This is a genomic window from Flavobacterium azizsancarii (assembly GCF_027980145.1).
Taxonomy (GTDB): domain Bacteria; phylum Bacteroidota; class Bacteroidia; order Flavobacteriales; family Flavobacteriaceae; genus Flavobacterium; species Flavobacterium azizsancarii.
In genome coordinates this window covers 37860-51692 of the sequence record NZ_JAMZNK010000031.1, presented here as the reverse complement: position 1 = coordinate 51692, position 13833 = coordinate 37860, and the positions used below count along the sequence as shown (strand labels likewise).

8 protein-coding genes are annotated in these 13833 nt (G+C 35.0%); 4 read left to right on the top strand and 4 right to left on the bottom strand.

The genetic code is table 11. From position 1 onward, the window contains the following. The first annotated feature begins 182 nt into the window (after positions 1-182). Together NJT12_RS16860 and NJT12_RS16855 are read left to right on the top strand one after the other, a co-directional pair. A complete protein-coding gene (locus NJT12_RS16860) occupies positions 183-2303 on the top strand; it encodes a M1 family metallopeptidase (protein ID WP_271337100.1) in 2121 nt (706 codons plus the stop codon). Between the two features lie 277 nt (positions 2304-2580). Continuing rightward, on the top strand, positions 2581-4440 hold the full coding sequence (locus tag NJT12_RS16855; RefSeq protein WP_271337099.1) for a glycoside hydrolase family 35 protein: 1860 nt from the start codon (positions 2581-2583) through the stop codon (positions 4438-4440). A 58-nt stretch (positions 4441-4498) separates the two neighbouring features. On the opposite strand, the gene NJT12_RS16850 is transcribed toward NJT12_RS16855, so the two are convergent. The 4 genes from NJT12_RS16850 to guaA all read right to left on the bottom strand — a co-directional run bounded on the left by NJT12_RS16850 (position 4499) and on the right by guaA (position 10578). Then, positions 4499-4900, bottom strand: coding sequence for an OsmC family protein (locus NJT12_RS16850; RefSeq protein WP_271337098.1), 402 nt, complete (start codon positions 4898-4900; stop codon positions 4499-4501). Then, complete coding sequence (locus tag NJT12_RS16845) at positions 4900-6978, bottom strand: LysM peptidoglycan-binding domain-containing protein (protein WP_271337097.1); 2079 nt, start codon at positions 6976-6978, stop codon at positions 4900-4902. Before NJT12_RS16845 ends, NJT12_RS16850 begins: the two co-directional genes overlap by 1 nt. A 98-nt stretch (positions 6979-7076) precedes the next feature. Further along, positions 7077-8987: a lytic transglycosylase gene (locus NJT12_RS16840; RefSeq protein WP_271337096.1), complete on the bottom strand. Its 1911-nt coding sequence runs from the start codon at positions 8985-8987 to the stop codon at positions 7077-7079. Between the two features lie 61 nt (positions 8988-9048). Next, positions 9049-10578: a glutamine-hydrolyzing GMP synthase gene (gene guaA, locus NJT12_RS16835; protein WP_271337095.1), complete on the bottom strand. Its 1530-nt coding sequence runs from the start codon at positions 10576-10578 to the stop codon at positions 9049-9051. Between the two features lie 290 nt (positions 10579-10868). Here guaA and NJT12_RS16830 point away from each other — a divergent pair, with 290 nt between their 5' ends. Together NJT12_RS16830 and NJT12_RS16825 are read left to right on the top strand one after the other, a co-directional pair. Then, the gene (locus tag NJT12_RS16830) at positions 10869-11396 is read left to right on the top strand and encodes a hypothetical protein (protein ID WP_271337094.1); all 528 of its coding nucleotides are present in this window, start codon (positions 10869-10871) and stop codon (positions 11394-11396) included. Between the two features lie 578 nt (positions 11397-11974). Continuing rightward, entirely contained in the window at positions 11975-13711 is a 1737-nt protein-coding gene (locus NJT12_RS16825; RefSeq protein ID WP_271337093.1) for a thiamine pyrophosphate-dependent enzyme, read from the top strand. Positions 13712-13833 lie beyond the last annotated feature (122 nt).

Sequence of the window (13833 nt, the reverse complement as noted above, 5' to 3'; positions counted from 1 at the left end):
AACGCATAGAAACATAGTTTATAGCATTTTAAAAAGATGTTTCACTCAAAATAAATCACATATAGCTATGTGTTTAAAAAATACACTTACCGAAAAAATAAACTTTACAAAAAAATAAAATGAACAAGCTATTTATAAAATATTCCTTTTTTAGCCTTATCTGCCTGATAGGTCAAAAAACAATGGCTCAAAGTGCAGACCAAATCAAAGATCCATTATCTATTTATAGAGTTACGGCATTAAAAGTGAATGATTTAGTTCACACCAAACTAGAAGTCTCTTTTGATTATGGCAAACGCTATTTGTACGGAAAAGAGTGGCTGACGCTAAAACCTCACTTTTACGAAACCGATTCTCTTACTTTAGACGCCAAAGGAATGGACTTTAAAGAAATTGCTATTATCGATGGAAAAAAAACTATTCCGTTAAAATATACGTATGATAACGAACAGCTTTTTATCACTTTAAACAGAAAATACAAAAGCACAGAAAAGTATACACTTTTCATTAATTATACCGCAAAACCAGAGGAACTAAAAACAAAAGGCGGTGAATCTATCACGGATTCAAAAGGATTGTATTTTGTAAATCCTGACGGAAAAGGCGATAAACCGGTACAAATCTGGACGCAAGGCGAAACTGAAGCTTCTTCGTGCTGGTTTCCTACGATTGACAAACCGAACCAGAAAACAACATCTGAGATTGCAATGACAGTCCAATCTAAATACACGACTTTATCTAACGGTAAATTGGCTTCGCAAAAAGACAATAAAAACGGAACCAGAACGGATATCTGGAAAATGGAACAACCCAACGCTCCGTACTTATTTATGATGGCTGTTGGAGATTTCAAAATCTACAAAGACTCTTATAATGGTAAAGAAGTAAATTATTATCTGGAGCCAAAATATGCGCCTTACGCCAAACAGATCTTCGGAAAAACTCCAGATATGATGAACTTCTATAGCAAAATGTTAGACGTAGAATATCCTTGGGCAAAATACGCACAAATTGTTTGCAGAGATTATTTCTCGGGTGCAATGGAAAATACTTCTGCCACTTTACACGGGGAATATGTACAGAAAACTGAAAGGGAATTATTGGATGATAATCAGGAAAGTACTGTTGCACATGAACTTTTTCACCAATGGTTTGGAGATTATGTAACCGCTGAATCCTGGTCGAACTTGACCATGAACGAATCGTTTGCCACTTTTGGAGAAGTACTTTGGCATGGTCATGATGCAGGACAAGATGCAGAAGACCGATCTCGTTATGAAAAACTACAAAACTGTTTGCGTTCATCCAAAGATGGAATAAGTCCGCCTTTAGCTCGTTTTCATTATAAAAACAGAGATGATATGTTTGATAATATCAGCTACTCAAAAGGTTCTATCATATTATATGCAGCAAAAAACCAAATGGGCGATGCAGCGTTTTTCAAATCACTTAATCATTATTTGACCACTAACGCTTATAAATCAGGAGAAACACATCAATTGCGTTTATCAATGGAAGAAATAACCGGAAAAGACTGGAGTCCTTATTTTAACCAATGGTATTATCAGGGAGGAAATCCAATCCTGAATATTGAATACGGATATGCCAACGGAAAAGCTACAATTGCGGTAAAACAAGTTCAGGATAATTCGGTTCAGACCTTTACACTTCCTCTTAAAGTTGATTTTTATGTAAACGGAACTAAAATCAGAAAAGATATTTTGATTGAAAAACGCGAACAAAATTTCAGTTATGACATTCCGTCACAACCGGATTTTATAGATCTTGATCCTGACAAAATTTTGGTTGGTCAGGTTATCGATAACAAAAAAGTAGCCGATTATTGGTATCAATACAAAAAGGTCCCATCGTATTATAATCGAATTGAAGCTATAAAATTTGCTTCAAAAGATAAAAGCCATGAAGCACAATTGATAGTATTGGCAGGTTTAGAAGATCAACAAGATGATTTGAGAGTACTTAGTATTAAAGCAATTGACTTAGGGGATAATCAAATAAAAGATGCTGCAATAAAAACCTTGCTGAACATTGCTAAAAACGATAAAAAGACAATTGCACGAGCAGCTGCAATTATAAAATTAGCTTCGACAAATGATAATTCATATAAAACATTAATAATTGAAAGTACCAAAAATCAATCGTATAATGTAATTGCTGCCGGAATCTGCGGATTATCAAAATTCTCAACTGACGAAGCTGACAAAGCTTTAGCGGCATTAGATGAGGATACAAAAAATCATGTAAATCCAATCATTAAAAAATTTAACAACCAAAAATATTAGGCAACTTTAGAGTCAAGTAAGGTTGTCTTGCAATTAGTATTTTTTAAATATTGTTTGTTTTTTGAAGCCCTCTCTTATCTGGTTCATTAGAGAGGTACTTTCAAAAAAAGAATAATTCCTTACAACTTTCAACCTAAACACAAAAAACTAAACGCAAAAATTAGAGTTTTCAGAGTAAATATTTATTGGTTAGTTAGTAGCACTAAGAGAGCGCAATTCTGAGCGCTCTCTTCTTTAGTTATACAAATTGCCCAAGTAATACTTAAAATAATAAAAAATGAAAAAAGTTTACCTTGCCTTCCTTTTTACTTTCTTTCTTTTATTCGCTGTATCGGCACAGCAAAAGCAAACTTTTGCTATAAAAGATGGAAATTTTTTACTGGATGGAAAACCGGTTCAAATTCATTCCGGTGAAATGCATTATTCAAGAATTCCTCAGCCTTACTGGCGTCATCGCTTAAAAATGATGAAAGCAATGGGGTTAAATGCCGTTGCAACCTATGTTTTCTGGAATTATCACGAAATAGCTCCGGGAGTTTGGGATTTTAAAACCGGAAATAAAAACTTAGCTGAATATATCAAAACAGCGCAGGAAGAAGGTTTATTTGTCATTCTTCGTCCGGGTCCGTATGTATGTGCCGAATGGGAATTTGGCGGTTATCCGTGGTTTTTACAAAATGTGCCCAACATGGTTATTCGCGGCAACAATGCAGCATATTTAGCCGCTACAAAAGCCTATTTTACCGAACTATATAATCAGGTCGCAGCTTTACAAATTACCAAAGGCGGACCTATTATTATGGTGCAGGGCGAAAATGAATTTGGTTCTTATGTTGCGCAACGTAAAGATATTGCGTTGGCTGACCACAAAAAATACAGCGCAGCCGTTTTTCAGCAGTTAAAAGATATTGGTTTTGAAGTTCCTTTCTTTACTTCAGACGGAAGTTGGTTGTTTGAAGGCGGGGCTCTTCCCGGTGCTTTACCAACTGCCAATGGCGAAAGTGATATCACCAAACTAAAAGAAGTTGTCAATAAATTCAATAATGGTCAGGGACCCTATATGGTTGCTGAATTTTATCCGGGCTGGCTGGATCATTGGGCAGAACCTTTCCCAACACAAACTCCAGAAGAAACAGTGCGCCAGACAAAGAAATATTTAGACAATCAGGTTTCTTTTAATTATTATATGGTGCACGGAGGAACAAACTTTGGCTTTACATCAGGTGCAAACTATGATAAAGAACACGACATTCAGCCTGACATGACTTCTTACGATTATGATGCTCCAATTAGTGAGGCCGGATGGGCAACTCCTAAATACAATGCTTTAAGAGAAATCTTAAAAACAGATAAAACGCCAAATGTTCCCGCAAAAATACCCGTAATTACAATTCCGAATATTACATTAACAAGTGCCGTTGATTTAGCTGATTTAAAATCAAAAATAACTCCGGTAATTGAGGCCAACCTACTAACATTTGAACAATTAAATCAAGGTGACGGTTATGTTTGGTATAGTAAAAAATTCACACAGCCTATTAGCGGAAAATTAGAATTAAAAGGATTACGTGATTATGCCATCGTTTATGTTAACGGAAAAAAAGTGGCTGAATTGAATCGTTACTATAAAAAGTACGATTGTGAAATTGAGGTTCCCTTTAATGCTACTCTGGATATTGTAGTTGAAAATATGGGCCGTATTAATTATGGTTCACAAATTAATGACAACAATAAAGGAATTATCAGCCCTGTAATTATTAACGGAGAAACAATTACCGGAGACTGGAAGATGTATAAATTACCTATGACTGACGCGCCTGATCTAACGTCTTATAAAAACTCTGCGAAACCCAACCGTCCCACTTTATACCAAGGCTCATTTAATCTTGCTAAAACCGGAGATACATTTCTGGACATGCGGGATTGGGGCAAAGGAATTGTTTTTATAAACGGAATAAACATTGGCAGATATTGGAGTGTTGGTCCTCAGCAAACATTATACTTACCGGGATGCTGGCTTAAAAAAGGCAAAAACACTATTGTGATTTTTGAACAAAAAAATGAAACCATTCAGAAAATTGTAAAGTCGATCCTTACTCCTATCCTGGAAGATCTAAAACCTGAAAAAGGTTTATAAATTAAATCAAAAAGCCATTCGATGTCGAATGGCTTTTTGATATATTTAATTCTTAAAACTACTTCCAGTTAAAAGTAATTTTCTTTTCAATTTCTGAGCTTAAACTTAAAAACACCGGACAAGTCATTGCTGCTCTTTCTAAGATAGTTTTGTTTTTTTCATCGTCAACACCCTGCATGTCAAAAACAATTTTGATTGCCCCAATTCTTCTTGGTTCAGCATTCATTATTTTCGTTACTTCGGCAGTCGAACCAATAAAATCTACATTTAAATCACGAGCTTTAATTCCCATGATCGTCATCATGCAACTTGCTAAAGCATTTGCAACTGTATCTGTTGGCGAAAAAGCTTCTCCTTTTCCGTTATTATCTAATGGTGCATCAGAGATGATTTCGCTTCCTGATTGCACATGAATTGATTTTGTTCTTAAATCTCCTAAATAGGTTACTTTTGATGTCATTAATTTGCTACTTTTAAAGTTAAGTCGGTATCGTAATATAAAATGTATACTCCTTTATTGGCGTGTCCGCCATCTTCTTTTTTATAAAATTGAAATTTATTGTCAACCTGTTCCGTTGTCATTAAATCTGCTGTTTCCTGATATGTTTTTCCTTGTACCAAACGCATCATCGTATCAAAAGTCACATCAAATCCGCGTGTTGCATATGTATTAGGGTTCACTTTATTTTTTAATCTGTATTCTTTATCAAAAATTAAAACTCCTGGCTCATCACTTTCGCGGGTTACAGAAGGATACATTAATTTTAGTTGTACTAAATTATCAAAACTAATTTCATCCGTATCAAGCGTACTGTTTGGCTCTAAAATAACCAGTTGTACCTGACATGTTTTTTTAGCATCAATCAGCGCTTTTATAGTCGCTTTTACCATAGCAGTATTTCCTGTTTCCATTACTACATAGTTCATTCTGTTTGGTAACAGCAAACTTTTTAGATTGGCTACATCCAAACCGCCTGTTTCTGTCAAAGCAGCAAAAACAACTCCTTTTTGGTTTTGTTTGATATAACTAATTACTGATTCTTTCTTTTTATCTACAACAGCCACTATGTTTCCGTTTTTAGAACGCATATAATCAAAAATGGCATTTCTTACAACATCATTCGAAGGGATTGTCTGGTACAAATTATCGATTGGATTTGCCTTATCTTTAGACAATGGAGAAATTACAGGAACATTATACATACGTAATGAATTGGCTGTAGCCTCTGCATTGTTTTGATAAAATGGTCCGATAATCGCATTGGCATCCTGCAATTTGTTTTGAGAGATTAAATTCGAAACATTCGATGTCGTTTTAGTTTCCTGAGAATCATAAATCGCAACATCAATTGGTAATTTTAAAGTTTTTGCAGAATCAATTGCCATCATTGCTCCTGAATAAAAGTCAAGAGTCATATTCAAAAACTTATCATTTTTAATACGTGTAGCTGTACTTGTTGTATCATTTTGCATTTTAGCTAAATTGAATGGCAATAATAAAACTAATTTTTTACGTTCGTTTTCACCTCTCTTTTTAGTCAGCTCCACCACTTCTGGATTAGCAGAAACTGTTTCAGATTTTACACGATCTACTATTTGTATACCACCTCCGGTATTTTCTGCTTGTTTTTCAATTGCTGGTGCTACAGGTTGCTGTTGTGCAATAATTGGAGATGGTGCTAAATATCCTGCAGGAACTTTTAAAACCATTCCTTCTTTTACACCTTCAGCAAGCGCCGGGTTTAATGCCGTCAGTTCTTCCTGAGTAATATGAAATGTTCTTCCTAAACTATAAAAAGTTTCTTTTGGTTTTACCTGATACTCCATATAGCTAGTCGCTTTTTTAGAAGTTTCAGCCGGTTTTACAGCATTGGTAACTGCCGGAACTGATGTTTCAGCTTTAGGAGCTTTTCCTTTTATCGTTAATCGGTAACCAATTGGCAAATTAGAAACAATTTCAGGATTGCGTTTTTCTAATTCTTCAATTGTTATTCCGTATTGTTTTGCGATCGAAAACTTAGTTTCTTTTGCTACAACATCATGATATACATATTTTTCCTGAACTTTCTCTTTAACCGTTTTTTCAGTTGCTGATACAGGTTTCGCAGTTGATCCTTTTGCAGGAATCACCAGTTTCTGTCCAATCTGAACACCAGTTTTTTCTAAAAAAGGATTTGCAGCTTTCAGAGCTCCGTCAGAGATACCATATTTTTTTTCGATACTGTAAAAAGTCTCCTTTGGTTGTACCTCATGAATTATTTCTTTTGTATTATTAACCGATTTTGCCACAGCTGTTTCAGGCTTAACCGCAGCAGATTTTGTACTACTGGCTGGAATCAGCAAAACTGTATTGGCTGAAATCCCTCTTCTCGCATCTGGATTTAGTGCATAAATATCATAAGGTGTAACCTTAAATTTTACAGCAATTTGGTTAATAGTTTCTCCATTCGCAACGGTATATTTAATGACCTTCTCTTGTGAGAAAGCAGAAAATGTTACAAAAAAAACAAGAAATAATAATGTTGAATAATATTTCATAAATAAGACTTAAAACAATTTAATTTTTAATTCAAAAACAAGTTACTAATTTTTCTTAAAAGCAAGATTCCTGCCACTTGTTAATTCTGCGCAAATTATTATCTAAGATCAATTTCTACCTTAGCAATAATTATCTCTTTATATAACTCATCTTCTTCTTTTTTCTTGCATTTATAGAGCACTTCTTCCATATTTTGGTACTTATCTGAGTAAACATAGTACGAAAGGCTGTTTATATTAAAGAAGAAACTAGCGTTAAAATCACCAGAATCAATGAGTTTCATAATGAACTTATCTCTTAAAGAAGAGTCTGTAAATATACCTAAAACTAAGTAATAGCCGTTTGAAACTTCTCTAAGATTATCATAAACTTCAACCTTAACCGTTTTATCGGCTCTAAGCGGATTTTCTTTTAGCTCGCGCTGCATTTCTTCCAGTGAAACTTGTTTTGAATTTTCTGCTGACTTGGTTTTATCCTGATTTTTAATCGCCTCATCCTGATACTTTTTCAATTTTAGCAAGGCTAATTTATCATCAAACTTTCGTGCTTCCATACTATAATAGGTGGCTTTACTAATATGACGTTTTATTTCAATTGTTTTTTGAGTATCCAGCGAATCGATTTTGGCAATTAAAATTTGATTTTGTGCATCGCCTTGCTCCTGCTGTATTTTATACCGCTTTACATCTTCCAGCGAAAGACGTTGCTGTAAAGATGCTACATTATTATTCTTTTCGTTTTCCCTAATTTTCTTCTTGTATTCCTGATTCTCTTCAAGCGCAATTTTTTCTACTTTATTCATTAAGCCAGCGTATACCTTTCGGTTTTCAGCCAGTTCTTTCTTTAATTGAGAAGATAATTCACTTGTTTTTCCAATGCTTTGATAAGATTGTTTCTCTAATCTCTTTGATTCATCCACATTCAAAATATCCATTCTTTTTAAATCAACTAAATCATTATTCATTGTGTTGACTAACGAATCTAATTTTGCCATTAAAATATCCTGCACATTTTTATTCGCTTCGAGAACCAATCGCAATTTTTCGACTGAATTTTCTCTCGAACCGTTCATATCATTCAGATTCAATTTTAAATCATTAATCTTTATAATTTTCTGGTTCATTTCTTTCTGAACCACCAATCGGTCCTTTAGATCTTCAAGTTCAACTGTCTTGGCTTTACCTTTTTCAACTACAACTTGTTTTTCTGCAAGAGCCAGCATCAGTTCTTCACCTTCATTTGCCGGTTTTACTTCCTTAGTATTGATCGCTAATTTATTGCCAACAATGAGTCCGTTTACAATTTCAGGATTCTGAGATTCTAACTGATCGATTGAGATACCGTATTTTTTAGCAATCGAAAATTTGGTCTCCTTAGGTACAACCACATGAAAAATAGTTTCCTGATTAATCACGCGAACTCTTCCGTCTAAAGTTTTTCTTTTGTTTGGAATTGAAATTGCCTGACCAATCTGCAATCCGTTAATAAGAAGGTCTTTGTTTAAATTTTCTAAATCCTGAACAGAAACGTTATATTGTCTCGCAATACTAAATAAGGATTCCTTGGCAACAACCTGATGAATTGCCTTTGAAGAAGTTATAATTTCAGTTTTTGGAAGATTTACTGCACTAGGAATAATTAATTCCTGACCAATCTGAAGTCCGTTGGCAAGAACCGGATTTGTATTCTGAAGGGTTTCAACCGAAACATTGTATTGTTTTGATAAGCCAAAAAGAGTTTCTTTTGCACCAACAATATGGGTAATTTGCTGGTTTGAATTTTCTTTTTCTACGAAGTGAACGGGAATCTTAATAATTTGATTGTCTTTGATTCCGTTTTGCGACTCAGGGTTGAGTTTGTAAATTTCATCAATAGAAACCTTATATTTTTGGGCAATAAAATAAGCAGTTTCTCCCTTTTGAATTTTGTGTTCAATTATCGAATCTTGCGCAATTATCTTATTAAAAGACAAAATAAGCACAAGAGAAATCTTTAAAAGTTCTCTCATAAATAGTAGGTTATAAAAAATTAAGGCGTTACAAATGTAACGCCTTAATTTGAAATATAGTTTATTCCCACTCAATTGTTGCTGGCGGTTTTGAACTGATATCGTAAACCACACGATTTACCCCTTTTACTTTATTGATGATGTCATTAGACACCTTCATTAAGAAATCATAAGGCAAATGAACCCAGTCAGCAGTCATACCGTCAGTAGATTCTACAGCTCTAAGCGCTACTACTTTTTCGTAAGTACGCTCATCGCCCATCACACCAACACTATTTACCGGAAGTAAAATTGCTCCGGCCTGCCAAACTTTGTCATAAAGTCCCCAAGATTTTAATCCGTCGATAAAAACGGCATCAACATCTTGAAGGATTTGAACTTTCTCAGGAGTAATATCTCCTAAAATTCTAATTGATAATCCTGGTCCCGGGAAAGGGTGTCGTCCTAATAATTCAGGATCTATTCCTAAAGTAGCCCCAACTCTTCGAACTTCGTCTTTAAACAACATTCTAAGTGGTTCTACAATTTTTAATTTCATATAATCCGGCAATCCACCCACGTTATGGTGCGATTTAATTGTTGCCGATGGTCCTTTTACAGATACAGATTCGATTACGTCTGGATAAATAGTTCCTTGTGCCAACCATTTTACGTCTTCGATTAAGTGTGATTCATCATCAAAAACTTCGATAAATACACGACCAATTGTTTTACGTTTGGTTTCAGGATCACTAATTCCGGCTAATTCACCTAAGAAACGATCTCCGGCATCTACTCCTTTTACGTTCAATCCCATTCCTTTGTATTGATCTAATACATTTTGGAATTCATTTTTACGTAATAAACCGTTATTTACAAAAATACAATACAAGTTTTTACCGATAGCCTGGTGCAATAAAACTGCCGCAACAGTAGAATCTACTCCGCCAGAAAGTCCTAAAACCACTTTATCGTTTCCTAATTTCTCTTTTAATTCTCCCACCATTTCTTCTACGAAAGCACCTGGTGTAAAGTTTTGAGGAACTTCGGCAATATCTACAAGAAAGTTTTTCAGCATTTTTGATCCATCTGTAGAATGGAAAACTTCCGGATGATACTGAATAGCATATGTCGTTTCTCCTTCAATTTTGTAAGCTGCAAATTCTACATCGTGAGTACTTGCCAATTTTACTGCATTTGTTGGTAAAGCCTTGATACTATCGCTATGACTCATCCAAACCTGGCTGTTTTCTGAAACTCCGTTAAAGAAAGTTTCTCCTTCCTTAATATAAGACAAATTAGCTCTGCCATATTCTCTGGTATTCGAAGCCGCTACTTCTCCACCGCTAAAGTGGGCCAGGTATTGTGCTCCGTAACAAACTGCCAATAAGGGAAGCTTGCCTCGAATTTGAGATAAATCAGGATGTGGAGCATCTTCTCCGCGAACAGAAAATGGGCTTCCTCCTAAAATTACGGCTTTATAAGGTGATAAATCACTAGGAAAGTGATTGTAAGGGAAAATTTCGCAGAATATATTTAATTCGCGAACTCTACGCGCAATAAGCTGAGTATATTGCGATCCGAAATCTAAAATAAGTACGTTGTGTTGCATGCGCAAAAATACTTTTTATATTCCAAAATGAAAAATCGGAACTGTGAAAAAATAATATTTTTTTTCATTGTTCCGATTTTTAGGTATAAATATTCAAAGGGACAAAGGTTCAGAGGTTTAGAATCTACAATTTTATTAAGTCTTTTCTTTATTCTTTTATCCCGAAGCTTCGGGATTGCCGCTTTGAACCTAAAAAAAGAAAAACTTAATCCCTTAGAACCTTCAAATCTTAGTACCTTCAAAAAAAACCATAACTCGCCAAAAATCGTATTTAAGAAAAAACCATACCTATGAAATCAAAATTAATTGTCATTACCCTTTTATTGTCTTTATTTTTAAATTCTTGCAGTACCGTTGATGACCTATTGAGTTTTAATATTTCTAACTCAACCTCGATTAAAATTCAAAGCACTTTTCCTGTCAATCTGCCATCAGAGATTATTACACCAGATGTTACGACAAATTCTTCAGCCGAATTTCAAAACAATAAAACCAAGGCAGGTTTAGTAAAAGATGTCAAAATAAAATCGCTTAAATTATCAATCACTGATCCTTCAGATAAAACATTTACATTTTTAAAGTCCATACATTTATACATCTCAACAACAGATTCTGATGAAATAGAACTGGCTTATCAGGACAATATCAATTCCAGCACGAATACAATTGACTTAATTTGTACCGATGCCCGATTAGATCAATACATTAAAGCTGATAAATATAAAATAAGAACAAAAGTTACCCTAAAAGAAACCCTTACGAAAGATGTAACCGTAAAAGCAGATATGAAGTTCAGAGTAACGGCAGATCCTTTCTAAAAGCTGCTATCCCGAGGCTTCGGGAATGAGTTGCTAAGGTTAAGCTTTTAATAAAATTATTGCAGCTCAAATCCGTTTTTATCCGCGTTTTTACGAAGTAAATCTCTCTTATCCGCGTCAAAATTAGACGCTGATTTTACTGATTCGCTAAAGCGAAAACGCTGGTAAAAACGGATTTTTCTAATTATTTTCTTGATTAAACTGTTAAATAATTTTATAGATTCCCCCTTAACTTAATGACATTGCCCGTAGGGACTGAGTTGCAAAGCAACAATCCCGAAGTTTAGGGACAGAGGTAAACAAAGTGCAAAAACTTTGTCCCTTTGAACCTCTGTTGCTTTGAACCTAAAAAAAAAAACTTTGTCCCTTTGAACCTTTGTCGCTTTGTGCCTTCAAAAAAAAACTTAGTAACTTAGAACCTTAGTCTCTCAGAATCTTCAAAAAAAATCCTTAAATTTATAAAACCATACCAAATCATTTTTACATCATAACCCAGTTTATCTTAAAAAGTAATCATTAAGAAAGTAAACCATAACCAATGTTTATACGATCTAATATTAATTTTAAAAATATAATCCATGAGTAAAATAGTTGCAGAACAATTAGTTGACATGTTGGTAGAAGCTGGTGTAAAACGCGTTTATGCGGTTACCGGCGATAGTTTAAATCATTTTAATGATGCAATACGAAGAAACGGAAAGATAAAATGGATTCATGTTCGGCATGAAGAAGTTGGCGCTTATGCCGCAGCTGCCGAAGCTGAATTGGATGGTTTTGCGGTTTGCGCCGGAAGTTGCGGTCCCGGACATGTTCATTTAATAAATGGTTTATATGATGCACATCGCTCACATGTGCCTTTGTTAGCCATCGCATCCACCATAAATACCCACGAAATGGGTATGGATTATTTTCAGGAAACAAACACAATCAAACTTTTTGACGATTGCAGTTACTATAATCAAATGATTATGACTGCTGAGCAAGCCCCGCGAATTATACAAACCGCCATACAACATGCATTAGGCAAAAAAGGTGTCGCTGTTATTGGTTTACCCGGAGATGTTTCTGAGTTAAAAGCGGTTGAAAGCAATATTTCGACTCAGTATTTTCATTGTAATCCCGTTATCCGACCTTCTGATCAGGAATTACAACATTTAGCAAAAGCTATAAACGAAAGTACAAAAATCACTTTATTCTGCGGAATTGGTTCTGACAAAGCACACGATCAGGTCGTACAATTATCACAACATATCAAAGCGCCTGTAGGATATTCTTTTAGAGGAAAAATGAGCATCCAACCCAATAATCCTAACGAAATAGGAATGACAGGTTTACTCGGGCAGCCTTCTGCTTATCACAGCATGCATGAGTCTCATTTGGTTTTATTATTAGGAACTGATTTTCCCTATGATAAATTCATGCCTACAGATAATAAAATCATTCAAATCGACACCAGCACGGAACGTTTAGGACGAAGAGCCAATCTCTATATGGGATTATGCGGTGATGTGGGCGATACCATTGAAGCTTTATTACCATTATTAGAAAACAAAACAGATGATAGTTTTTTACAGGCACAACTTAAATTTTATGCCAGTGTAAAAGAAAACATGAACATCTATATTAAAGATAACGGCGGAGAAGACACCATTCAACCGGAATATGTGGCACATATTATCGATAAATTAGCAACTAAAGATGCCATTTTTACGGTTGATACCGGAATGACCTGCGTTTGGGGAGCCCGTTTTATAAAAGGCACAGGAGAACGAACAATGCTGGGCTCGTTTAATCACGGATCGATGGCCAATGCAATGCCAATGGCGATTGGTGCAGCACTCGCACACCCTGAAAGACAAGTTATTGCTATGTGTGGTGATGGCGGCTTGTCGATGCTTTTAGGAGATTTAGCAACCATTAAACAATATAATATTCCCATTAAAATTATTGTCTTTAATAATCGTGCTTTGGGGATGGTAAAACTGGAGATGGAAGTTGGCGGACTGCCAGATAACGAAACTGATATGGTCAATCCTGATTTTGGACTGATTGCTCAGGCAATGGGTTTTCAGGGTGTAAATGTTCACAAACCCGAAGAGGTTCAGGGAGCAATTGAAAATGCATTCCTGCATAACGGTCCTGTTTTACTGAATATCTTTACTAATCCAAATGCCCTTGCAATGCCTCCAAAAGTAGAATGGGAACAAGTGGTAGGTATGGCAAAATCAATGACGAGATTAATGCTTGGCGGCAAAATGGATGAAGTTTTCGACACTGTTAAATCCAATTACAAACACCTGAAAGAAGGCATTTAAAAACAGATTTAAACACGAATTTCACTAATTTTCACTTATTCAATTTGTGAAATTCAATTTGTAGAATTAATTTCACAAACAAAATTTCTCCATTTAGTTTTGTGCAAATTCATGAAATTCGT